Consider the following 25,090-nt stretch of genomic DNA (forward strand, 5'->3'; position numbering starts at 1 on the left):
ACTTTGCTCAAAGCTTTTACAGAAAACAAATATTTATCGGTTCTTACTTTCTTTTTCCATTTCCCGTTTTCATCAATTCCACCACCTGGAACAATACAATGCAAATGCGGATGAATACTCAGATTTTGTCCCCAAGTATGCAAAATCGCTATCATTCCCAACTGCATTTGCTCCGATTTCGCGGATTTCCAATCCGTGAACTTTTGTAAACGAATCTGAATTCCAAGAATAATCTCAATTTATTTCAAAATTCTTTATTTCTTTAAATAAAAAATGTCTACATCTTACAAAGCAACAGAGATAGATACGCCGTATTATTTAACCATTACTAAAGTTGGTTGGGTAGATGTTTTCACAAGAAAAATTTATCTTTATCAAAGTATTTGTGGCTCGAAATGGGGAGATTTTGCGCAGCGGCTTTACAGTAAGCCATTCACATTTCCAGTTAAGCCATTCACATTTCCAGTTAATCCATTCACATTTCCAGTTAAGCCACCCGCATATATAGTTAAGGCAACCGCATTTCCAGTTTTGATAATAGGATAAATAATTTTAGTAGCCTAGTTTACAATATTATTCAAATCATATAGAAAATCTACAATTCAAAACTTTTATTTACAATTATTTATTATTGATATTTGTATCTAAAAGACAAATGTCGTATAATTGAGGTCAAATGTATAAGCTATGGATCCGAATTATATACAAGAATCAAATTTTCTTCTCGTAAACGAAGCAATGACGGTATACGCGAAAACCGTAAATCCTTCATCTAATTCCAATTTAAAAGAAGAAATTTCTAATGCAGATTTCTTCGGAGATAAAATGCTCGTAATTCAATTAATTAGAGCGGGTTTGCCTTATCAATTATTTAATGATATCAAAGAAATTACGCCATTTTCTGAAGAAGATTGGGCAGAATACCTCAATCTTTCTACCAAAACTTTGCAAAGAAATCGCAAAGATCCGGATTTTGTTTTCAAACCTATCCATACAGAAAAAATAATGGAATTGGCAGAAGTTACGCAGTTTGGCAACACGGTTTTTGATTCTACAGCGCAGTTTTATTTATGGCTCAATACGCCATGTTTTGCTTTAGGAAATTTAAAACCTGCAGAGCTTTTGAAAGATTCTTACGGAAAAGAATTGGTGATGGCAGAATTGAATAGAATTGAACATGGGATTTTTGTTTGATGAAAGTTTTTAGATTATCCAAGAAAAAATACGCCGAAGAATTGAGTGGAAAAGGTGCTGCAAAATTTGGAAACCGCTGGAATTCTAAGGGCACAGAAATGATTTATACTGCAGAAAGCCGAGCTTTAGAAATGGCCGAGGTTGTGGTACATCTTACAATTGGTACTTTACCGAAAGATTTTATGATGCTAGAAATTGATGTTCCAAAAGAAGTTAATATTGATATTCTAGATGAGAAAAATTTACCAATAGATTGGAACAATCATCCACCAAACAGCAGTTCTCAAAAATTGGGTGATCAGTTTATAGATGAAATGGATTTTTGCGTATTAAAGGTTCCTTCTGCTGTAGTAAAAGGAGATTTTAATTATTTAATTAATCCTTATCACAAGCAATTTAAAAAAATAAAAATTGTAGAAATTTCAAATTTTCCTTTTGATAGAAGGATGTTTGTCTAAGATTTTCACTGAAATTATTCAGTAAATGAAAAAAAATAAAATGTAAAAAATTAACCACTACTTGTTTTTTTCCAAAACGAAAACCCACAAAAGCAGTTGTGTAAGAATTTTTAAAATAAAAATAAAAATAATCAATTGCAAATGCATTTTGCTTATTTTAACTTTTGATCAGCTCAAATTTTGCAGAATACTTTTGTTCCTTTTGTGGTTTAAAATTTTTCCGACGTACTAAACAAAAATTATTAAATTAAAATACAGCAAATTTATTTGTACATTTAGCATCCAATTATTATTTCATGAAAAAAATTATCCTATTTCTTCCGCTATTTTTGGGCGGAATTTTTTTTAGCCAAGTGAAAACTGATTCTTTACAATTCAGCAAAATTTCAGATCAAATTTTAAGCGAAGGTAAAGCTTATGAAGATTTGCGAGAATTAACAAAAGGAATCGGGCATAGATTAAGTGGTTCTGCAGCGTATACAAAAGCTGAAAAATGGGCTTTTGATAAATTAAAAGCTGCTGGTGCAGACAAAGTTTGGTATGAAGATGTAATGGTGCCAGTTTGGGAAAGAGGGAAAGAATCTCTTCAGATAAAAATTGGAAATGGCAAATATAAATCGATAAAAATGCTTTCTTTGGGCAATTCCGAAGGTACAAAAGGTAAAAATATAGAAGCGGAAATAATTTTTGTTAAAAATAAAAATGAATTCGATGCGCTTTCTGAAGAGCAAGTGAAAGGCAAGATTGTTTTCTTTAATTATGCCTTCAATCAAAAATTTATAACAACAGGTCAAGCTTATGGAGATGCAGGAATTTATCGCAGATCTTCCGCATCTTGGGCTGGGAAAAAAGGTGCAAAAGCTGTGATTATTCGCTCGCTTTCTTCTGCTTTTGATGATGTTCCGCATACCGGAATGATGCGTTATGAAGCAGATGATACTACAAAAATACCAGCAGTTGCGATAGGACCAAAAAGTGCAGACGAGCTAGAAAATATTTTGAAAAATCAAAAAGTTGTTGCAAAATTAAATTCCAATTGTACGATGAAAGGCGAACAAATGGCACATTCTGTAATTGGCGAATTGACAGGAAAAAATGATCAGAGCGTAATTGTAGTTGGTGGTCATTTAGATTCTTGGGATGTTGGTGAAGGTGCACAAGATGATGGTGCCGGAATTGTGCAAAGTATTGAAGTTTTGCGAACTTTTAAAAAATTAAATATTCAGAATAATCATACGATTAGAGTGGTTTGTTTTGCTAATGAAGAAAATGGCGTGAAAGGCGGAGAGAAATATGCAGAAAATATTAAACTGAAAAATGAGAAGCATATTTTCGCCATAGAAAGTGATGGTGGTGGTTTTACGCCAAGAGGTTTTGGTTTGGTAATGTCGCCAGAAAAACGAAAAGAAATTCAATCTTGGTCATCGCTTTTTGTTCCTTATGGTGTTACCAATTTTAATGCGCAATATGCTGGTACAGATATAGAACCAATGGAAGATCAAGGTGTTGCATTGGCAGAATTGATACCAGATTCTCAAAGATATTTTGACATTCATCATACCGAAGAAGATACTTTTGAAAAAGTGAATAGAAGAGAATTGCTTTTGGGAGCTACCGTTGTGACGCAATTAATATATTTGATTGATAAAAATTGGTAAATTGCAGTAGAAAATTTTAATAGAAAATAATTAATTTTTAAAAATAAAACCCATGAAGTTAGGCGCATTCTCAATAAGTCTTGCTGTGAAAGACATCTACAAATCCAAAGAATTCTATGAAAATTTAGGCTTCAAATATAAAGGTGGAAATATCGAGCAAAACTGGATCGTTCTTAAAAATGAAAACGCCGTGATTGGTCTTTTTCAAGGAATGTTCACAGAAAATATCATCACTTTTAATCCTGGTTGGGACGGAAATGCCCAAAACGTAGAAGAATTTGACGATGTAAGAATTATACAAAATCATTTGAAAAGTTTAGGAATACATTTAACTACGGAAGCAGACGAAACTACTTCTGGTCCGGCTCATATTACTTTAGTAGATCCAGATGGAAACCAAATTTTGATAGATCAACATAGATAGAAATTGGTAAATTTCAGATATTTCACAAAATAGTATCTAAATTACGTTTGGTAATCTTTCGCCACATTTTCTGCAATAGCGCGCATCATTGCTTATATCGCCAGTTCCACATCTTTTGCATTCTCTTTCCCCGGATACTTTTTTCTGCATTTCTGCCGTCATAATTCCAGTAGGAACTGCGATGATGCTGTAACCACATAGCATCAATATCACCGATAGAAATTTCCCAAGTGCCGTCATTGGCGCAATATCTCCATAGCCAACGGTTGTAACTGTTACTACCGCCCAATAAATACTTGTCGGAATATTGGTAAAGCCATTGTTTCCTTCCTCAATCACAAACATCATAGATCCAATGATGGTTACCAAAATACAGATAAATAACAAGAAAATATAAATTTTTCGAGAGCTGCTTTTCAGCGCTTTCATGATGTATTGTCCATCATTCATATAATCTAAAAGGTTTAGAATACGGAAAACCCTCAATATTCTTAACAATCGGATGATGCTTAAAAATTTTGTAAAATGAAAAAATAAACTCAAATATAAAGGCAAAATAGAAAGCAAATCAATAATTCCCATAAAACTGAAAATGTATTGTTTTTTGTTTTTCACCACCAAAATTCTCAAAATATATTCCACAGTAAAAAATGCGGTGATTGTCCATTCCGTCCACACAAAAAATTCGTGAAATTTGATGTCTACGGCAGACATACTTTCTAGCATGATGACAATAGTACTCGTGAGAATCATCAATATCAACAAAACATCAAACAGTTTGCCTGCTTTGGTGTTGGAGTAATAGATGATAAGAAACACGCGGCGTTTCCAACCTTTTTCTGGTACGAGATTATGTTCTTTTTGAAGAGCCATACATTTATATAAAGTTCTAATGTAGGTAAAATTTTGTAATTTGCCTAAAATTTTTTAGAATGAAATCGCCATTAATTATCTTGATGAATATGTTCTAGTAAAAATATAGCGATACCATAAATTTTTTTATAAAATAAATATGTACTTATGAAACTAAATGAAATTATCCGAAATATAGAATCCGTATTTAGCATGCCTTTGGCCGAAGAATATGATAACGTAGGTTTGCTCTATGGAAATTTAGAAAGAAATATTTCTGGAATTTTAGTATCACATGATGCATTGGAAAATGTTGTAGATGAAGCAATTGAGAAAAATTGTAATCTCATTGTATGTTTTCATCCAATCATTTTTTCAGGCTTAAAATCTATTACTGGTAAAAATTATGTAGAAAAAACCGTTTTGAAAGCCGTAGAAAATAAGATTGCAATCTATGCAATTCATACTGCTTTTGATAATGATAATTTGGGCGTAAATTTTGGTATTTGCGAGAAGCTTGGTTTGATGAATCAACAAATTTTAATGCCAAAAGAAAATCATCTTTTGCAACTTACTGTGTATGTGCCGCAAGAAAATGCCATAGAATTAAAAAATAAATTATTTGAAGCTGGTGCAGGAAATATTGGAAATTATGACGAATGCAGTTTTGAAATTTCTGGAGAGGGAACTTTTCGCCCTTTGGAAAATGCGCAACCTTATGCTGGAAGTTTGAATGTGAGAGAAAATGCCAAAGAGGCACAAATTTCTGTGATTTTCGAGAAATTCAAACTCAATAAAATCCTTTCAGCCATGAAATCTGCGCATCCTTATGAAGAGGTAGCATATCAAATTCATTCTTTATTAAATGAAAATCAACATGCTGGTTTGGGGAGATTTGGAGATTTAGAAAATGAAATGGAAGAGCGCGAATTTCTTGCTTTTGTGAGAGATCAATTTAATTTAATAATAATCCGACATTCTAATTTCAGCAATAAAAAAATAAAGCGAGTAGGAGTTTTGGGTGGAAGTGGAGCTTCTGGAATTTTTGCAGCAAAAAGAGCAAATTGTGATGTATATTTAACGGGAGATTTAAAATATCACGATTTTTTTCAAGCGGAAAATAATATTCTATTATGCGATATTGGTCATTTTGAATCAGAACAATTTGTAGTTCAGCAAATATTTGATATATTGTCGGAAAAATTACCTAAATTTGCAATCTCAAAATCTGTTGAGAAAACCAACCCAGTAAATTATTTCATTTAAGATATGGCTAAAAAAATAAACGAAATTTCTGTAGAAGAAAAATTAAGAGCATTATACGATTTGCAAATCATCGATTCTAGACTAGACGAAATCCGCAACACACGTGGTGAATTGCCTATTGAAGTAGAAGATCTAGAAATAGAAATTGAAGGATTAGCAAAAAGAGCAGAAAAATCTACCGAAGAAATTAAAGAGCAAACAGATGAAATCAATACTAAAAAGGAGATCATCAATCATGCAAAATCTTTGATAGAAAAATATAAATCTCAGCAAGACAGCGTAAGAAATAATAAAGAATTTGAAGCTCTTGATAAAGAAATAGAATTTCAAGACCTAGAAATACAACTTGCAGAGAAAAGAATCAACGAATTTGACGTAAAAATCGTACACAAGCAAGAAGCTTTGGACGAATTGAACGGTAAAATTTCAAGTTTGAAAGAGCACGAAAAATTCAAGAAAATTGAGTTAGAAGATCTTGTATCTGAAACTCAAAAAGAAGAAGATTATTTGCTGAAAAAATCTGAAGATTTCTCTACAAAAATTGACGAGAGATTGCTAAAATCTTATAAAAGAATTCGTGAGAATTGTAGAAATGGTTTGGCAGTTGTAGGTTTAGAAAGAGGAGCACCAAAGGGTTCTTTCTTTACTGTTCCACCACAAAAGCAAATGGAAATTGCCCAAAGAAAGAAAATCATCATCGATGAGCATTCTGGAAAAATTTTGGTAGATGAAGAATTGGTAAATGAAGAAAACGAAAAAATGAAAAGTGTAATTAAGTTTTAATACTTATTTTTTTAAATAAAAAAATACCGGTTTGTGAATTCACATACCGGTATTTTTTATTAGTATTTTTTTTCGCCAAATTCTACGCTGATTATTAATTCATTAAAATGACGTTTTGAGTTCAGCGTTAATATTATTAAAACAAAAAAAAACCGCCTTGTAAATTTTACAAAGCGATTTATTTATTAATTATCTTTCTTGCCGTACATTTTTTCGTACAAATCTTTATAATGTTCCTTGATGATTTTTCTTTTCATTTTCAAGGTTGGTGTGAGCAAACCATTTTCTACTCCCCAAACTTCTGGCGCCAATTCTATTAGCTTTATTTGTTCCCAATTACCAAGTTTCGTATTTAAATAGTCTATTTCTTTTTCTATTCTTGCTTTTAATTCCTTGCTTTCAGATAGCTTTTTTGGATCAGCACCTAGATTCAAACCTTTCCTTTCTGCCCAAGCTTTTGCATGGTTGAAATCTGGTTGCACTATCGCACAAGGCATTTTTTCGCCTTCTCCAACTACCATTATTTGTTCTATGAATTTTGATGCTTTTGCTTGATTTTCAATTACTTGCGGTGCTATGTATTTTCCACCAGAAGTTTTGAACATTTCTTTTTTTCTATCAGTGATGTGTAAATACCCATCTTCATCAATATGGCCAATATCACCCGTCATGAAAAATCCGTCTGCAGTGAAAACAGATTTTGTTTGCTCTTCATTTTTGTAGTAACCTTTAAAAACGGATGGTCCTTTCACGGTTATTTCTCCATCTGCTTGAATTTTTACTTCTAAATTATCCAATGGATGACCAACACTTCCCACTCTCAATTTCTCCGCAGAATTTACAGAAATTACTGGCGAAGTTTCTGTCAAACCATAGCCTTCTAACACCATGATTCCAGCATTTTGAAACATTTTATTCAACCTTGGAGCTAAAGCTGCAGATCCGCAAATTAAAGTTACAACTTCACCACCGAGACCTTCTCTCCACTTTTTAAAAACTAATTTATCTGCAATTATTTCTTTCAACCCAGATGGTCTCCCGATATTTTGTTTTGCTTTATTTACGCCCAATGCCCAAAGGAAAATTTTAGATTTAAGTCCACCTGCACTTGTTCCTTTATCATATATTTTATCATAAACTTTCTCTATCAAACGTGGAACAACAGACATGTAATGAGGTTTAACTTCTTTAATGTTTTCACCCATTTTATCTATGCTTTCTGCAAAATGCAGCGAAAATCCGTTATTTTGATAAAGGTAAAAAAGCATTCTTTCAAAAATATGGCATATTGGCAGAAAACTCAAAATACGAGCATCAAAATCCTCTAATCCTTTTCTGCGTGGAATTCTTTTATTAGAAGCCAAAACATTGGAGACAATATTGGTGTGAGAAATCATTACTCCTTTCGGTTTTCCTGTAGTTCCGGATGTATAGATGATTGTGGCAAGATCTTCAGGATTTATGGTTTTAGCAATATCTTCAATCTCTGTGCTGTCATCATCTCCAAGATCCAAAACTTCTTTCCAATTTGGTTCACCAGGAATGTCATCAAAAGAAAAAACGCCTTGCAAAGTGGGAACTTCTTTTTTTATTTTTTTTACTTTATCTAAAATTTCCTTATCAGATACGAAACAAAAATTTACTTCTGCATCATTAAAAATATATTGAAAATCGTCGGAAGAAATCGTTGGATAAACGGGCACGGAAACTGCACCTATTTGTAGAATTGCAAGATCCATTACAGCCCATTCTGTGCGTGTAGCAGAGGTTATTAATGCTATTTTATCACCTGGTTTTGTACCCAATTTTAGCAATCCTCCAGAAACTTTGTTGGCAAGATTTATAAATTCTAGAGAGGATGTTTTTTTCCATTCTCCTTCATATTTGGTTACAAACATATCTTGCTTAGGAAATTCTGCGTGTGCTTGATGCGCAAAATCAAATATTCTTCTAATTGCCATATATTGTATTGTTTAAGGTAAATTTTTTTTAAGGTTTAGGTAAAAATAGTAAATTATTTTTAAATAGCTACAAAGTTCTTTTTTAGTTTTATTAAAAATCGTAAATTTACAAACATTGAAAAATTATCTAAAAAGTATTTTATGAATTTTAATTTATCTGAAGAGCAGCTAATGATACAACAAGCTGCAAGAGATTTCGCACAAAATGAACTTTTACCAGGCGTGATAGAAAGAGATACCCATCAAAAATTTCCTACCGAGCAAGTGAAGAAAATGGGAGAAATGGGATTTATGGGGATGATGGTAGATCCGAAATATGGTGGAGCTGGTATGGATAGTATTGCATACGTTTTAGCAATAGAAGAAATATCAAAGGTTGATGCTTCTGCTGCCGTAGTAATGTCTGTAAATAACTCCTTAGTTTGTGCAGGTATTGAAAAATTTTGTAATGAAGAGCAAAAGCAAAAATATTTAGTTCCTTTAGCAACTGGAGAAGCCATTGGCGCATTTGCACTTTCTGAACCAGAAGCTGGATCTGATGCTACTTCTCAAAGTACTACTGCAGTAGATATGGGAGACCATTACATGTTAAATGGTACTAAAAACTGGATTACCAATGGTGGAACTGCAAAATATTATGTAGTAATTGCTCAAACGGATGTAGAAAAAAAGCATAAAGGAATTAATGCCTTTATCGTGGAAAGAGATTGGGATGGTTTTGAGATTGGGCCAAAAGAAGATAAACTTGGAATAAGAGGTAGTGATACTCATTCCTTATTATTTACGGATGTGAAAGTACCAAAGGAAAATAGAATTGGCGAAGATGGTTTCGGATTTAGTTTTGCTATGGCAGTCTTGAACGGAGGTAGAATTGGTATTGCTTCTCAAGCTTTGGGTATTGCTTCTGGAGCTTATGAATTGGCTTTGAAATATGCACAAGTGAGAAAAGCTTTCAAAAAAGAAATTATCCACCATCAAGCTATCGCCTTCAAATTGGCAGATATGCATGTAAATATTATGGCAGCAAGATTGCTTTGCTATAAAGCAGCAGTAGAGAAAGATGAAGGTAAAGATATTTCAGAAAGTGGCGCGATGGCAAAATTATATTCCTCACAAGTTGCGATGGATACCACGATTGAAGCAGTGCAAATACACGGTGGATACGGTTACGTAAAAGAATACCATGTAGAAAGAATGATGCGTGATGCAAAAATTACACAAATTTACGAAGGAACATCCGAAATTCAGAAAATTGTGATTTCCCGAAGTATTACGAATAAATAATTTTAAAAATGGCAGATTATACAAATCCAGATAGGAAAAGTCCATTCAAGAAGTTTTTAATTATTGGGTTGCTTTTCGTTGGCCTTATTATCAGCGGGATGGTTTGGTACAATTATTTTTACGTTTTTGGAGAGGGTGTGAAAAGTGGAACGCTGAATTATGCTGTGTACAAAGGAAATCTTTTTAAAACATACGAAGGTAAAATAATCCAAGAAGGTTTCGGTGGCAACAAAACGACCGGAAATTTAACCAGTTATGAATTTGAATTTTCTATGGAAAATGAAGCTATTTTTAAACAAATGGAAAGTAATAGCGGGAAATACTTCGAGTTGCACTACAAAGAATATCACAACACGCTTCCTTGGCGAGGAAATACGGTCTATATTGTAGATAAAATAAATGCCATTAAATAAATAATAAATCCTTTCAAAATTCTTGAAAGGATTTTTTTATGATTAATTTTTAATAAAGTAAAATATTAGAAGCAAATTATCAAGCAATATTATAGAAACCTCAAAATTCCGTTAGAAAAAACTATATTTGTAATATGATGTTTTTAAGTAAACTTTCAAAATGTTTCCAAATTGTTGTATTAGTGATGTTTTTTTCTTGTAATTCACAGAGAAATATTGTCGTAAATGAGAATTTAAAATTGAATGCGCAAAATGTAAATGATTTGGAAAAAGTAAATTTTGAGGAAATCCGAAGATTAAATTTGAACATAAATTTAAAAGAAATTACTGTTTTAAATGATTTTCAAGAGACTTTAAATTTATATCAACGTTTAGAAAATGGTAAATACGCAAGATCATTTCCAATTACTAGTTTGCAAAGTGGAGAAAAATTAATCGTAATAAAGCCTTTATTATCTAAAGAAAAATATGGCGATTTAGAAATACTCAGCATAGAGAATAAGGAAGGTATTCTTAACATCAATTATAAAGAAATTGAAAACCAAGAATATTATCAAAACAAATGGAGTAATCCAATATTGATAATTAAAGTTGCTGAAAATTATAAAAAGATAAAATTGAATTTAAAATAAAAAAATATGAAAATAAAACTACTAATTTTTACATTTCTAATCTTTTTTTCTGTACCCATCTTTGCCCAACAAAATGAATGGACAAAAGCTAATGAAAGAAACATTGGAAAAAAGCATGAAAGAGGTGCAATAGTTTCAAAATTTGAACTTTTTAATCTCAATTTAGAAAATCTAAAAAATCAACTGTCCAAAGCATCAGATAGAGATATTTTGCCAAGAGCAAAAGGAGTTTTAGTAAAATTTCCCACAGAAAGTGGGAGTTTTGCTACGTATGAAGTTTTTGAATCTTCAACCATGCATCCGGATTTGCAGAAAAAATATTCAGATATTAAATCTTATATGGGGGTGAATATTGAAAACCCACTTTCCACAGTTACATTTGCTGTAGATCCCTATTTTGGATTCAACGCATCTTTTAAAAATGAAACAGATATGTTTTATTTAGAAACATATACCAAAGATAATAGCACCTATATATTATATAATAGAAACAATGCAACTTCTCTTAGTAAATTTCAATGTTTAGTAGACGAAAACAAATTGCAAAGAGAAATTTCTACGGGAGATAATTCTCAAAAAACAGTGATAGATGGTATAAAAAGAACCTACCGTCTTGCAATTACTACTTCCACAGAGTATTCAGATTTTATGATTACTGCAGCTGGAATTAGCACAGGTACAGATGCGCAAAAAAAAGCAGCGGTTTTAGCAGGTGTAAATCTTGCAGTAGCAAGGCTAAACCAAGTTTTCGAGAATGAACTTGCCTTAAGAATGGTGCTAATACCAAATACAGACTTATTGTTTTTTCTAACTACAGACACTTTTGATGCGGCAAGTACCGGACAAATGCTTGGCGAAAACGTTACCGTCACCAACGCAATTATTGGTGCATCTAATTATGATCTTGGCCATATCTTTTATTCTGGTGGTGGAGGTGGTTTAGCAGGTTTGGGCGTTATTTGTGGAAATGGAAAAGCTGGTGGTGTAACAGGAACTGGAAGCCCAATTGGAGATCCATTTGTGATAGATTATGTAGCCCATGAAATGGGACATCAAATGGGAGGAAACCATACGCAAAATAATAGCTGCAATAGAAGTGCAAACAATGCTATGGAACCAGGAAGTGCAAGCACAATAATGGGATATGCAGGTATTTGTGCACCAGATGTGCAAGGAAATAGTGATCCTTATTACCATGCGAATAGCATTAGAGAAATGTACACAATCCTTACAGGAAGTGGAAATTGTGGCGTAAAAACCGCAACTGGCAACAACGAGCCAACTGCAAATCTAGGTGAAGACAAAACAATACCTAGAGATACACCTTTTGCTCTCAAAAGTATTTCTGTAGATCCCGAAGGAGATCCAATCACTTATTCTTTTGAGCAAATGGATAAAGATGTAGCATTAATGCCTCCAAGAGGAACAAATGCTGTAGGTCCGATGTTTAGATCAATAAATCCTTCCACATCTTCCACAAGATATTTTCCGAGATTAATTACAATTGTACAAGGTTACGATCCTACAATTCTTGCAACCACAGATTTTAGAGCGTGGGAAAAACTTTCTTCGGTAAGTAGAATCTTGAATTTTTCTGTTTTAGTAAGAGATAATAATCCTTTTGGTGGACAAACCAAACGCGATGATATAAAAGTAATTGTAACTGCAGCAGCAGGTCCATTTATCGTTACTTCTCAAAATGTGGCAAATACTGTTTGGGAATTGGGAAAACCTACAACAATCACTTGGAATGTTGCCAATACCACAGCTGCACCAATAAGTACAACAGATGTTACAATACTTCTTTCTACGGATAATGGTGTCACGTTTCCTATAGTTTTAAAAGATTCTACTCCTAATAATGGAACGTACACTTTTGCAGTTCCAGAAGGTTTAGGTAAAACAGATAATGCCAGAATAATGATAAAAGCTATAGATAATATATTTTTGAATGTGAATATTAGACCTTTCAGCATCAATTCAACAATCATAGATCCAGAAGAAACATTCACTACTACAGATATTGTAGTATATCCTGTTCCTTCTTATGATGGTTTTGTATATATTAAAGCGCAGGTTTTCAAAGATTTAGCTTATACAATTTTTGCAATGGATGGTAAATTGATAAAGCCAACTAAATTACTACCAGCAGGAAATATTTTGGAAAAAATAGATGTTTCTGCTTATCCAATAGGTACTTACATCATTCAACTCGAAAATGAGACGGGAAGTTTTACTAAAAAATTAATCATCGCTAAATAAATTTCTAAATCCTTTCATTTTTTTGAAAGGATTTTTTTTATCTTCGTCTATAAAACTTATCTATGAAATATTTTTTTTTATTTTCTTTATTAATAAGCCATAGCCTATTTTCACAAAATAAAATAGAACTCACAGATGAAATTGCTTCCAAATTGGCTGAAAAACCAATACACTGTATTTCCCAAGAATACCCGAATAAAACAGCACACATTATTAATAATCCTAATGAAGCAGCTTTATCTCCTGCACAATTGCATCCCGCTTTTTTTGGCTGTTTTGATTGGCATTCTTCCGTTCATGGACATTGGATGCTAATAAAAATTTTAAAAGCAAAACCAAATATTAAAAATGCTGCCGAAATATTTAAAATCTTAGAAAATACTTTCCAAGCAGATAAAATGAATGCCGAAGCAAATTACTTCACCAAGTATGAAATTGCACAAAATTTTGAAAGAACTTACGGTTGGGCTTGGCTTCTAAAATTAGATGAAGAATTGGCAACTTGGGACAATCCGCAAGCCAAAATTTGGCATCAAAATATGAAACCACTCACCAACGAAATTTTGAGATTGTGGAAAGAATATCTTCCAAAACAAACTTATCCAAATAGAACTGGTGTACATCCAAATACCGCTTTTGCTATGGCTTTTGCAATAGATTGGGCAAGAGCAACCAACGACAAAACTTTTGAAAATGAACTGATAGAGAAGTCCAAATATTTTTATTTAAAAGATGAAAAAACACCTGCATTTCTAGAACCAGATGGCAGCGATTTCTTCTCACCAAGTCTGCAAATCGCAGATTTGATGCGCCGTATTTTACCTCAAAAAGAATTTGCAACTTGGTTTGATAAATTTTACGAAGAAAGAAGCATTAAGAATATTTCTCAAACACCAATTATCAGCGATATTAATGATTTTCAAACAGTCCATTTGGTTGGTTTATCTTTCACAAAAGCTTGGTGTATGAAGGGAATTTCTGACGCTCTACCCAATAATCATCCAAAGAAAATTGAGTTGAAAAAAACAGCAGACATTTTTCTGAATAATGCATTACCATTAGTTTTCGAAGGCAATTATGGCGGAGATCATTGGTTGGCAAGTTTTGCCGTGTACGCACTTTCTCAGAAATAGTAGTATAAAATATCAAATTTAAAAATGAAAAAATTTTTATTCGTATTATCAATATTCATATTTACAATTTCTTGCGCTCAAAAAGATTTTCAAAATACAATTTCAGATAAAGAAGAATTTCTCAAACTTGCAGGAAAGCCACTTACAGATAAGTTTACCAACATTAAGTCTGTGAAAATAGTGTACGATTTTCCTGCAAAAAAACTGTACTTTTTTAATAGTGTGAAATTTACATATCACAAAGATTTTTGCGAGCAGATTTTAAAATTCAATCCTGCTCATGAAAATTTTAATGCTGTTAGTTATAATGCCACAAACAAACGAACGTATCTTCTGGCAAATCTTAATTTTATAGAGAAATCTGATGATTGGACTGTAGAATTGGCAGCTTCAGACGAAATGAATTCGCAAATGCTTCAGTTTTTTTTTAATGAAATAAAGAAAAATGTGTACTTCGGCGAAAAATTGAAGTTTTATTTGAATACACCAAGATTAATTGCCGAAAACGAAAAAATACCCTTTAAAATTCCTGTAGTATTTTCAGATTTTATTTTCCAAAATCTTACAGAGCAATCTATACAAAAGGGTAGTGCAATCGGAATTTTAAAGTTTTATGATTTAAAAAACAAAGCAGATTTCTATCCCAATGAAAATGAAATAATCATCATCAATAAAACGCCAGAAATAATTCCTGATGTGAAAGCGATTGTGGTTACAGAGTTTCAAACACCATTAAGTCATTTAGTTTTATTAGCCAAAAACCGGAAAATACCTTTGTATGTTGATAAAACTGCATTTGAAAATAAAAAATTTAAAAATTTAGCGGGCAAAAATGTAGAAATGTCAGTTTCTGAAAATGATTATAAAATTGCCGAAACTACCAAACCAATGATCATCGATAAAAAGAAAGCGAAAATAATATTACAAAAAAATTTAACGGTAAAAAATATCCTAGATTTAAACCTAAATTTACCTGCAAATCCACAAAACATTATCGGTTCGAAAGCTTCAAATTTAGCTTATTTAAAAATTATTGAAAAAAATCTTAAATCTTTCAAAACACCAGAATATGCTTATGCAATACCGTTTTATTATTATGATGAGCACATTAAAAATAACCAATTAGAAAATAAAATTTCAGAGATTTTAAGCTTACCAAAAAATTCTGAGCAGATTAAAATTAAATTAAAAGAACTTCGAAAATCCATAAAATCTTTTAAAGTAAATCCAGAACTTTTGGCTTTGGTATATGAGAAACTTAATGCACAAAGTGAATTTAAAAAATTTAAATTCCGTTCTTCCACCAATTCGGAAGATTTGGATGGCTTTAATGGTGCAGGTTTGTATGATTCTAAATCTGCAACTTTAGGCGATTCGGAAAAAACTATCGAAAAAGCGATTGTAGAAGTTTGGGCGAGTTTTTGGAATGAAAGAGCTTTCCGAGAGCGAGAAATTTATAATATTGATCAGCTATCTGGTGCAATGGGAATTTTAATTCACAGGTCTTTTCCAGATGAATTGGCAAATGGCGTTTTGATTACAAAAAATATTTATAGAGAAAAATATAAAGGAATTACTGTAAATGTACAAAAGGGAGAAAACTCTGTGGTAATGCCAGATGATGGCGTTACTTGTGATGAATTCTATGCGCACAATTTTAATATTGATAATTATAAAATCAGTGTAGATTATCGATCAACCTCAAATTTAAATGATAAAAAACCAGTGTTAAGTTTAGCCGAAATAGAAGGTTTATTTAAATTATCGCCAAAAATAGAGCAGCAATTATTTAATATTTGGAAGAAAAACAAAGTCTCTACCAAAAAAATGCCTTTAGATATTGAATTCAAAATTGTGGGCACCAAGCGAACACTTTACATCAAACAAGCGAGAGCATATATTGACTAAAAGGTCATTTTTATTACAAGACTATTTTCTATTAAATTGATAGATTTTACTTGAAAACTAAATTTTTCGAAATTGGTGTTTTCTTTTAAAAATTCTTTTTTCTCTCCATCATTTAATTTTAAAAAATCTAAAGTTGCTATTATTTCCATCGTATTTTTCTCAGAAATAGCAGGAGATTTTTTTTCTAAATATATCAACAGAATATAGGCAGAAACGATGACTAAATTTATTCCTAATAGAAACGCGAGGTTTGAAATTGGAAGCAAAACATCCAACATAGAAAGCGTAATAGAAACAAAAAGGAAGGTAATAGTTTGTATTGAAAAACTCTCTGTCCGAAATCTTAAAATTGAAAATATAGCAAAAAGCCCAAATCCTATCCCAATACTAACTTCTACTTTCATGAAAATAAGGCACATGAAAAAAGTGCAAATACTGATTAAACTAAAAAGCGGATGCAATTGAAATTTTCTGTTTCTATTCGTAAAAAAATAAATAATTGCTATGGAAATACATAAAATTATAAAGCGCTCAACAATTTCGAAGGTTTCCATATTCGCAATTTTTTAAAATTAAGCGTTTTCGTACTCGCTGATAAAATGCAATTTTACATTCGGAAATTTCTCTTGCGTCATCGTGATGGTAAAAGAAGAATCTGCTAAAAATACAGGTCTATTGTATTTATCCCTCGCCATGAATCTTTGTTTTAATCTCGCAAACTCTTTATATTCTTCCGTACTTTCATCGGCTTCTATCCAACAAGCTTTGTGTATGGAAAGTGGTTCGTACGTACATTTTGCGCCATATTCATGCTCCAGTCTGTATTGTATTACTTCATATTGCAAAGCACCTACAGTTCCAATTATTTTTCTGCCGTTCATATCCAAAGTGAATAGTTGTGCAACACCTTCATCCATCAATTGATCTATTCCTTTTGCCAATTGTTTTGCTTTTAGCGGATCATTATTGTTTATATATCTAAAATGCTCTGGAGAAAAACTTGGAATTCCTTTGAAATTTAAATCTTCTCCTGCAGTTAGCGTATCTCCAATTCTAAAATTTCCAGTATCGTGCAAACCGACAATATCTCCCGGAAAACTTTCATCAATTACTTCTTTTCTATCGGCAAAAAAAGTATTTGGAGAAGAAAATTTCATTTTTTTCTTTTCACGTACTAAGGTGTAATTTTCGTTTCTTTTGAAGGTACCAGAAACAATTTTTATAAATGCCAAACGATCGCGATGTTTAGGGTCCATATTTGCGTGAATTTTGAAAACAAAACCTGCAAATTGCTCTTCTTCTGGCTTTACTAGACGTTCTTCTGCTTTTTTTGGTTGTGGTTTTGGCGCAATTTCTATAAATGCATCTAGCAATTCTCTAACACCAAAATTATTAAGCGCAGAACCGAAAAATACGGGTTGTAAATTTCCCGCCAAATACGCTTCTCTATCAAATGGTGGATATACGCTAACTACTAATTCTACTTCTTCTCGCAGTTCTTTCGCAGCTTTTACGCCAACAGTTTTATCAATAATTTCATCAGTAATATCAGAAATTTTCAGTGTTTCGCTAATTTTTTGTTTGTTATCACCACTAAATAACTGAATATTTTTTTCCCAAATATTATAAATTCCTTGAAAATCGCTTCCCATACCAATTGGCAAAGAAAGTGGTGTTACTTGCAAACCTAATTTTTGTTCCACTTCATCCAAAAGATCAAAAGCATCTTTTCCTTCTCTATCCAGTTTATTAATGAAAACAAGCATCGGAATATTTCTCATTCTACAAACTTGCACCAATTTTTCCGTTTGTTCTTCTACACCTTTTGCAACGTCTATCACTACGATTACGGAATCTACGGCAGTTAAAGTTCGGTAAGTATCTTCTGCAAAATCTTTGTGACCGGGAGTATCTAGAATATTAATTTTATGATCTTTATATTCAAAAGCCAATACGGAAGTTGCCACAGAAATTCCTCTTTGACGCTCAATTTCCATGAAATCCGAAGTTGCGCCTTTCTTTATTTTGTTAGATTTTACGGCACCCGCTTCTTGTATTGCACCCCCAAAAAGTAGCAATTTTTCCGTCAAAGTAGTTTTTCCAGCATCTGGATGCGAGATGATACCGAATGTTTTTCTTTTATCTATTTCTTTTTGTAAAGACATTTTATTATTTTTTTTAAAAAAGGTCGAAAATTATTCCCAACCCTAAATGTGCACTTATGTTCACTAAATTAAAACGCAATTTTAAAAACAACTTATGTATTAAAGATAAATTTGTCTTTAGTTGAACGGTGCAAAAATCGTGATTTTAATTGACAATCAAAAACCATTTTTAATAGATTAAAGTTTTACTTTATATTTGCCAAAAATTATTAGGTTTTGGAGAATAAAAATTGGTTTAAATATACCTTAAAATGGGAGCAAATTGGAATTTTGCTCGCAGGATTTTTTGTAGGGCAAATGATAGCAGCAATTGTCGCCGCATTGATGGTTTTTATATTTAAAGTAGATTATAATACTTCAACATGGTTTCAAATTGCAGCTTATGTGCTGTCTTTTGGTTGTCCTATTCTATTTTTTGATTTGTTTGTAACCAGACCAAAAGGCAATAAACTCAATTTTAATTTCGCTTCAAAATCTTTTTACACCTACGTCTTAATATTTTCTATGATGTTGGGAATGATGTTGATTTCAGAATATCTAACATCTTTTATTCCTACAGAAGGATTTATATTTGGACCTTTATACAAACTTTTTGAGGAACAAATGAATTCAATTTCCATAGAACCTTTTTCTCTAATAATAATGGTTGCTGTTTTGGCACCAATTTTTGAGGAAATTTTATTTCGTGGGATTATTATGAAAGGAATGCTGAACAATAAGATAAATCCTTATCGGGCAATAGTAATTTCGGCGTTTATTTTTGGAGCAGTACATTTTTATCCTTGGCAATTTCTAGGTGCATTTCTTTTGGGTATGGTTTTAGGATTGGTTTATTGGAAAACAAAATCTTTGCTATTACCAATGTTGATGCATGCTTTTAATAATTTCATCGCTGCAATGTTGATGATTTTTGTGAAAGTAGATAGTTTGGAAGCTTTATTTAAAATAGATGCTATTTATCTTTTCGGTATTGGAATTTTGATATTTTCAGTTTCATTGTATCTATTTCTTTCAAAATACAAAACTGCAGAAGGAAAATTGTTTTAAAACTTTTTTTTCAGTATATGACAAAAAATAAAATGTGAAAAATTAACCACAAAAGGCACAAAAGCAGATGTTTTTTAGACAGAAAAAGATAAAAAAAGTTGAAAGTCAAATATTTTCAAACTTATTTTAACTTTTGAACTACTTTTTTAGCAGTTTCCTTTTGTTATTTTTGTGGTTTAAAATTTTTGTCGTGTACTAATAACTTTTTTACTTCTTATTAAACTACAAAACGAAGATTGACAGCGTCGAACAACTTTGTTAGGTTTCTTTCGCAAATCGAAGATTCGACGAACTCAATGACAAAATAAAATATAATATTTTAAAAAATTCATCAAACCAAATAAAACAACTTCATACAAGTTGAAACTAAATAATCAAACTCAATGGAACTTTTAATAGCCACACACAACATTCACAAAAAAGAAGAAATTCAACAAATCTTAGGTTCACAATTTTTAATAAAAAGCCTCACCGATTATGAAATTTTTGAAGAAATAGTTGAAGATGGAAATACTTTTGAAGAAAATGCCTTAATCAAAGCAAAATACTGTTTTGAAAAAACTGGAATTCCGAGTGTAGGAGATGATAGTGGTTTGGTAATAAATGCATTAGACGGGCGACCAGGAATTTATTCTGCAAGATATGCCGGAGATCATGATTTCCAAAAAAACATGGCAAAAGTTTTAGAAGAATTAGATGGAGTGGAAGAAAGAAGCGCTTATTTTATTACGGTTTTATGCTATTTTAATGAAAATGGCGCACAATATTTCACCGGAAAAGTGCACGGCACTATTTTAAAAGAAAATAAAGGTCATCAAGGTTTTGGCTATGATCCTATTTTTGTCCCAACTGCTTATAATATTACCTTCGCAGAAATGGATCCTGAAAAGAAAAACGAAATCAGCCATCGCAAACAAGCATTGGATTTGTTTATGAAAGATTTCAGTTGATTATTTAAAACAGAATCCTACGTCTAAGATTAGTAATATAAGCCATTTTTAATTCCTACATTTGTAATTTAATTTTCATTCAACGTTTAGAAAATAATATTTTGAGTAATTACCTCACCATCCTCGGTTTCAATTCTGCAATTCCTACCGTAAATTCTGCAACCACTGCACAATTTTTGCAAATGGAAAGCGATCATTTTCTGATAGATTGTGGCGAAGGTACACAAGTGCAATTGCGCAAGGCAAAAGTGAAATTTTCTAAAATAAACCACATTTTTATTTCTCATCTTCATGGCGATCATTGTTTTGGTTTGCCAGGTTTGGTTGCGTCTTTCCGGCTTTTGGGCAGGGAAAAACCATTGCATATTTTTGGACCAAAAGGCATCAAAGAAATGCTAGAAACTATTTTTAGAATAAGCGAAGTGCATAGTGGTTTTAAAATTATTTATCATGAATTAGAAAGCGAAAATTCGGAACTTATTTTCGAAAATAAAAGAGTAGAAGTATATACTATTCCGCTCAATCATAGAATTTACTGCAACGGATATTTATTTAAAGAAAAAAAGAAAGACCGCCATTTGGTGATGGAAGAAATTTCTAAATATGAAGAAATTGATATTTCAGATTTTCAAAATTTAAAAAATGGAAAAGATTTTACTTTAAATAATGGGAAAATCATTGAGAATAAAATGCTAACCAAAGATCCAGACGAAAGTATTTCTTATGCATTCTGCAGCGATACTCGATATCTGGAATCTGTAATTCCAATTATTAAAGAGGTAGATTTATTGTATCACGAAGCCACATTTTTACATGAATTGAAAGAAATGGCAGAATATACAGGACATACCACGGCTTTGGAAGCTGCAAAAATTGCAAAGGCGGCCAATGTTGGAAAATTAATTCTTGGACATTTCTCTAATAGATATGATGATCGAACGGTTTTCACGGATGAGGCAAGAGAAGTTTTCCCAAAATCTTACTTACCTATCGCATTAGAAGCTGTAAAAATTGAAAGTGCCAAGCAAAAAGCTTTATAAAAAATGAATTTTGAAGAACTGAAAGATTTTCTAGACGAGAAAGCAGATTTTTACAACAATTCAGATTTTATCGCCGAAGATCCACTACAAATTCCCCATCGTTTTTCTAAAAAGCAAGATGTTGAGATTGCCGCATTTCTGACGGCTACCATTTCTTGGGGAAATAGAAAATCCATCATCAATTCTGCTACAAAAATGATGCAATTGATGGATGATTCTCCGCATGATTTTATTTTGAATCATTCTGCAAAAGAGCTAGAATCTATTAGCCAAAATACTATCCATAGAACCTTCAAAGGCGAAGATTTTTCGCAATTTATTATCAATTTAAAAAAGATTTATAGCAAAAGTGAAAGTCTAGAAAATTCATTTAAACTAGTAAAAGGAGAGACAAATTTCAAGCATGGAATTGAAAGATTCCGATCGCAATTTCTTGGCGACACATTGCACAGAAGTAGTAAGCATATAAGTTCGCCACACAAAAATTCGTCTGCAAAAAGATTGATTATGTTTTTGCGCTGGATGATAAGAGAAGATGGCAGAAATGTGGATTTTGGACTATGGAAATCTCTTCCAAAACAATTCCTATCAATACCTTTGGATGTACATACAGGAAATATTTCTAGAAAATTGAATTTAATTTCCAGAACACAAAATGATTGGAAAGCAGTAGAGGAATTGGATGTAATCCTTAGAAAAATGGATGCAAAAGATCCTTCAAAATATGATTTTGCACTTTTTGGATTGGGTGTTTCAGGCGATTTTGATAAAGTTTAAATAATTTATCTTTTTACATTATTCTTCTTAAAAGAGGGCATTTAAGATTGTGTTTTTAAAAATATCGTTACATTTGTAGCAAATCATAAAAAATGCTAAATTATAGAATGAAAAACTACTATTTAATCTTTTTCGCTTTGTTTTTTTCTCAGAACTTATTTAGTCAAGACAGAAAAGTACCTTTAAATGAAAAAATAAGCGCTGCAGCCAAAGCTGGTCAATATATTGATGTTAATGTGCCTCCATATCCAGCATCAACATTTACACCAACTCAGCTGGTAACAGACGTGCTTATCGGTGTACAAAATACATGTGCTGCGCCAAATATTTCAAATGTATCTGTTTCTCCAAATCAATCTGTTTCTAACAATGATCGTTTTTGGGGATACTTTAACAAAACAACATCAACTTTTCCATTCAATGAAGGTATAATTTTAACTTCTGGTATTGCAAGAAGAGGTGGTAACGGTCCATTAGGAAACTTGAGCGATGGGAATGGCGGAGGAAGTGATCCAGACCTTCTAGCCGCTACAGGTGTTACTGCTTCAATTATCGATGCAGGTGTTTTAGAATTTGATTTTATACCTTCAAGTACGCAATTAACTTTTAGATATCTGTTTGCTTCAGAAGAATATGAAGGTTCGTTCATGTGTCCACCATTACCTTATGATGATGCATTTGCTCTTCTATTAAAGCCAAATACACCTGGATCTACTTACAGTAATTTAGCAGTGTTACCAGGTGGTTTAGGTCCCGTTGCAGTAAGTAATATTGTTGGAACTCAATTTTCCTGTCCTACAAATCAACAATTTTTTGGTGGCACAACGCTTAATGGCACAAATTATAATGGCATTACAATTCCTCTAACAGCAACAGCGACCGTAATTCCTGGGCAATCTTATCATATAAAAATGGTTATTGCGGATGTTAGAGATGGAAGTTATGATTCTGCAGTTTTTATTGAAGCCGGATCGTTCGATATAGGTGTTCAAATCTTGGATCCTGCCGGAGTAGCTTTGCCACCAACAATACAGGTTTGCAATAATACTCCTACAGTTCTTGCACCATCTGTTCAAGTTCCTAATTCTGTATATCAATGGTTTTTAAATGGAGTGGCAATTCCTGGTGCAACATCTGCAGCTTACACAGCGTTAGTACCTGGAATATACACAATTGAAGTTTTAATACCCGGAAATACTTGCCCAGGTTCTGCACAAGTAGAAATAATTGGTGGAACTTCACCTACCGTTAATAATGTTACTTTTACAGCTTGTTATGGTCCTGGAGATGTAACTTTTAATTTACCTTTAATCGCATCTGCAGTAAGCAGTGCTCCTGGTGCAGTGTATAGATATTATTTGAATCAGGCAGATGCCGTTGCTGCTAATGGTAATTTTATTGCAGATCCTACCACTTTTCAAAGTGCTGGTGGACAAACTGTTTTTGTATCTGTGAACAATAGTTTTTGCCCAGCAGTAGCATTTATCAATTTGGTGAAAGCGCCAGAAATGGTAGCTGTTATAGAGAATCCTCAGCCAATTAATTGTGCAAACCCAACCAGAACATTAATTGGAAATGCTTCTACATATCCTGTAGGTTCTACATTTTTGTGGCAAGCTTCCAATGGAGGTACCATAGTATCTGGTGGAAACACATTAAATGCTGTTGTCAGTACTGGTGGAACATACTCATTGACGATTGTAAAAACCTATCAACCAGGAGAGGTAGCTTGTACAGCAGTGAAAACGGTGAATGTAATTGTAGACACGGCGCCACCTTTGGTTGCAGTAACTGCACCAAAAACAACAATCTGTTTAGGAGAATCTATTACGTTGACGGCTTCTGGAGGAGCAAATTACCAATGGAGTGGAAGTCTTGTGATAGCAAATACGCTCACCGTTGCTCCTTTGGTTACTACCACATACACCGTATATTCCTTTGGCGCAAATGGTTGTAAATCCACAAATCCTGCAACTATAACGATTGAAGTTGTACCTGCCATCACTTCTACATTGCCTTCTATCAGTGGTTATATCTGCGCAGGAGATGTTATTACCCTAGATGCAGGAGTTGGTGCAAACTATAGCTATCTTTGGAGTACAGGGGAAACCACGCAAACAATCTCCACCGGAGTTGCTGGAGTTTATACGGTGACGATAAGTAATGGTATTTGTTCCAAAAATTTCTCTACATCTGTAATAGAAGCAATTGTGCCACAAGTTGTAGATGTACTTTTCGAGAATGGAATCCTTACAATTACAGCATCCAACCCAAGTAATGGTTTGCTAGAGTACTCTTTGGATGATGGTTTCACTTGGCAAAACTCAAATGTATTCACCAATGTACTTCCAAATTCAGATATTTTGATAAAAGTACGTGTGAAAACTACAACTTGTGTAGGTTCTTTAAGATTTTTCACATTTATGATGTTAAATGTACTCACGCCAAACGGAGATGGGTTAAACGATCAAATAGATTTATCGGGCATTAGCAAATATCCAAACTTTGGTGCTTCCATCTTTGATAGATATGGTAAAGAAATATTTAAAATGGATAAGAACATTTTCATTTGGGATGGAAAATTCCAAAGCAGACCATTACCAACTGCTACTTATTGGTTCCAATTGCAATATGAACATCCTGCGAGCAAAAAATTGATCCAAAATAATGGATGGATTTTAATTAAAAACAGAGACTAAATAGCAACAATAAATAATGGAAACCCTTCAATTGAAGGGTTTTCTTTATTAAAAGTAGTTTTAAACTTTTAGATTTTTAACGAATTTATTTTGAGTAAATCTGCTGCTTAAAAATTTGTAGGTCGACCTTAATAATTCATAGGCTCACCGTAATATTTTGTAGGCTCGCCTAAACATTTCGTAG

At 32.5% G+C, this 25,090-nt stretch carries 22 protein-coding genes and 1 pseudogene; 18 read left to right on the plus strand and 5 right to left on the minus strand.

All coding sequences use genetic code 11. The features are described 5' to 3' along the window. A pseudogene (locus HNQ03_RS02405) lies at positions 1-167 on the minus strand (transposase); the annotation flags it as partial. A 106-nt stretch (positions 168-273) separates the two neighbouring features. Here HNQ03_RS02405 and HNQ03_RS16050 point away from each other — a divergent pair. From HNQ03_RS16050 to HNQ03_RS02430, 5 genes are all read left to right on the plus strand, one after another. Further along, the gene (locus tag HNQ03_RS16050) at positions 274-546 is read left to right on the plus strand and encodes a hypothetical protein (RefSeq protein ID WP_194305146.1); all 273 of its coding nucleotides are present in this window, start codon (positions 274-276) and stop codon (positions 544-546) included. A gap of 141 nt (positions 547-687) precedes the next feature. Continuing rightward, entirely contained in the window at positions 688-1,194 is a 507-nt protein-coding gene (gene parS / locus HNQ03_RS02415; protein ID WP_173778058.1) for a type II RES/Xre toxin-antitoxin system antitoxin, read from the plus strand. After that, complete coding sequence (locus HNQ03_RS02420) at positions 1,194-1,652, plus strand: RES family NAD+ phosphorylase (RefSeq protein ID WP_173778059.1); 459 nt, start codon at positions 1,194-1,196, stop codon at positions 1,650-1,652. The genes parS and HNQ03_RS02420 overlap by 1 nt, the downstream gene beginning before the upstream one ends. Before the next feature lie 296 nt (positions 1,653-1,948). Continuing rightward, positions 1,949-3,310: a M20/M25/M40 family metallo-hydrolase gene (locus tag HNQ03_RS02425; RefSeq protein WP_173778060.1), complete on the plus strand. Its 1,362-nt coding sequence runs from the start codon at positions 1,949-1,951 to the stop codon at positions 3,308-3,310. Positions 3,311-3,362: 52 nt separating this feature from the next. Further along, the gene (locus tag HNQ03_RS02430; protein ID WP_173778061.1) at positions 3,363-3,734 is read left to right on the plus strand and encodes a VOC family protein; all 372 of its coding nucleotides are present in this window, start codon (positions 3,363-3,365) and stop codon (positions 3,732-3,734) included. Positions 3,735-3,770: 36 nt separating this feature from the next. Here HNQ03_RS02430 and HNQ03_RS02435 read toward each other — a convergent pair whose 3' ends face one another. After that, the gene (locus HNQ03_RS02435; RefSeq protein ID WP_173778062.1) at positions 3,771-4,607 is read right to left on the minus strand and encodes an ion transporter; all 837 of its coding nucleotides are present in this window, start codon (positions 4,605-4,607) and stop codon (positions 3,771-3,773) included. A gap of 147 nt (positions 4,608-4,754) precedes the next feature. On the opposite strand from HNQ03_RS02435, the gene HNQ03_RS02440 reads away from it, so the two are divergent. After that, a complete protein-coding gene (locus HNQ03_RS02440) occupies positions 4,755-5,852 on the plus strand; it encodes a Nif3-like dinuclear metal center hexameric protein (protein ID WP_173778063.1) in 1,098 nt (365 codons plus the stop codon). A 3-nt stretch (positions 5,853-5,855) separates the two neighbouring features. Beyond that, positions 5,856-6,635, plus strand: coding sequence for a zinc ribbon domain-containing protein (locus HNQ03_RS02445; RefSeq protein ID WP_173778064.1), 780 nt, complete (start codon positions 5,856-5,858; stop codon positions 6,633-6,635). Positions 6,636-6,820: 185 nt separating this feature from the next. Here the strand turns inward: HNQ03_RS02445 and HNQ03_RS02450 are convergent, their stop codons facing one another. Continuing rightward, positions 6,821-8,596, minus strand: coding sequence for an AMP-dependent synthetase/ligase (locus tag HNQ03_RS02450; protein ID WP_173778065.1), 1,776 nt, complete (start codon positions 8,594-8,596; stop codon positions 6,821-6,823). Positions 8,597-8,737: 141 nt separating this feature from the next. Here HNQ03_RS02450 and HNQ03_RS02455 point away from each other — a divergent pair, with 141 nt between their 5' ends. The 6 genes from HNQ03_RS02455 (at position 8,738) to HNQ03_RS02480 (ending at position 16,228) form a co-directional block, all read left to right on the plus strand. Continuing rightward, entirely contained in the window at positions 8,738-9,880 is a 1,143-nt protein-coding gene (locus HNQ03_RS02455; protein WP_173778066.1) for an acyl-CoA dehydrogenase family protein, read from the plus strand. An 8-nt stretch (positions 9,881-9,888) separates the two neighbouring features. Next, positions 9,889-10,293 (plus strand): hypothetical protein, encoded by a 405-nt coding sequence (locus tag HNQ03_RS02460; protein WP_173778067.1) that lies wholly within the window; start codon positions 9,889-9,891, stop codon positions 10,291-10,293. A gap of 134 nt (positions 10,294-10,427) precedes the next feature. After that, positions 10,428-10,925, plus strand: coding sequence for a hypothetical protein (locus HNQ03_RS02465; protein ID WP_173778068.1), 498 nt, complete (start codon positions 10,428-10,430; stop codon positions 10,923-10,925). 6 nt (positions 10,926-10,931) lie between these two features. Beyond that, positions 10,932-13,187: a reprolysin-like metallopeptidase gene (locus HNQ03_RS02470; RefSeq protein WP_173778069.1), complete on the plus strand. Its 2,256-nt coding sequence runs from the start codon at positions 10,932-10,934 to the stop codon at positions 13,185-13,187. 62 nt (positions 13,188-13,249) lie between these two features. Beyond that, the gene (locus HNQ03_RS02475; protein WP_173778070.1) at positions 13,250-14,320 is read left to right on the plus strand and encodes a DUF2891 domain-containing protein; all 1,071 of its coding nucleotides are present in this window, start codon (positions 13,250-13,252) and stop codon (positions 14,318-14,320) included. Positions 14,321-14,344: 24 nt separating this feature from the next. Next, on the plus strand, positions 14,345-16,228 hold the full coding sequence (locus HNQ03_RS02480) for a PEP/pyruvate-binding domain-containing protein (protein ID WP_173778071.1): 1,884 nt from the start codon (positions 14,345-14,347) through the stop codon (positions 16,226-16,228). Here the strand turns inward: HNQ03_RS02480 and HNQ03_RS02485 are convergent. Both HNQ03_RS02485 and HNQ03_RS02490 read right to left on the minus strand, forming a co-directional pair. Then, on the minus strand, positions 16,225-16,782 hold the full coding sequence (locus HNQ03_RS02485; RefSeq protein ID WP_173778072.1) for a DUF4956 domain-containing protein: 558 nt from the start codon (positions 16,780-16,782) through the stop codon (positions 16,225-16,227). The two genes, HNQ03_RS02480 and HNQ03_RS02485, sit on opposite strands and share 4 nt — an antisense overlap. An 18-nt stretch (positions 16,783-16,800) precedes the next feature. Next, a complete protein-coding gene (locus HNQ03_RS02490; RefSeq protein WP_173778073.1) occupies positions 16,801-18,393 on the minus strand; it encodes a peptide chain release factor 3 in 1,593 nt (530 codons plus the stop codon). A gap of 216 nt (positions 18,394-18,609) precedes the next feature. On the opposite strand from HNQ03_RS02490, the gene HNQ03_RS02495 reads away from it, so the two are divergent. From HNQ03_RS02495 to HNQ03_RS02515, 5 genes are all read left to right on the plus strand, one after another. Continuing rightward, entirely contained in the window at positions 18,610-19,440 is an 831-nt protein-coding gene (locus HNQ03_RS02495) for a CPBP family intramembrane glutamic endopeptidase (RefSeq protein WP_226927416.1), read from the plus strand. 383 nt (positions 19,441-19,823) lie between these two features. Continuing rightward, positions 19,824-20,390: an RdgB/HAM1 family non-canonical purine NTP pyrophosphatase gene (rdgB, locus tag HNQ03_RS02500; protein ID WP_173778074.1), complete on the plus strand. Its 567-nt coding sequence runs from the start codon at positions 19,824-19,826 to the stop codon at positions 20,388-20,390. 101 nt (positions 20,391-20,491) lie between these two features. Continuing rightward, on the plus strand, positions 20,492-21,430 hold the full coding sequence (locus HNQ03_RS02505) for a ribonuclease Z (RefSeq protein ID WP_173778075.1): 939 nt from the start codon (positions 20,492-20,494) through the stop codon (positions 21,428-21,430). A gap of 3 nt (positions 21,431-21,433) precedes the next feature. Then, positions 21,434-22,207 carry a TIGR02757 family protein gene (locus HNQ03_RS02510; protein ID WP_173778076.1) on the plus strand — a complete coding sequence of 258 codons (774 nt, stop codon included), beginning with the start codon at positions 21,434-21,436 and terminating at the stop codon, positions 22,205-22,207. 107 nt (positions 22,208-22,314) lie between these two features. Continuing rightward, positions 22,315-24,906: a choice-of-anchor L domain-containing protein gene (locus HNQ03_RS02515; RefSeq protein WP_226927417.1), complete on the plus strand. Its 2,592-nt coding sequence runs from the start codon at positions 22,315-22,317 to the stop codon at positions 24,904-24,906. Positions 24,907-25,090 lie beyond the last annotated feature (184 nt).

It is taken from the genome of Frigoriflavimonas asaccharolytica (assembly GCF_013294015.1).
GTDB classification, from domain to species: domain Bacteria; phylum Bacteroidota; class Bacteroidia; order Flavobacteriales; family Weeksellaceae; genus Frigoriflavimonas; species Frigoriflavimonas asaccharolytica.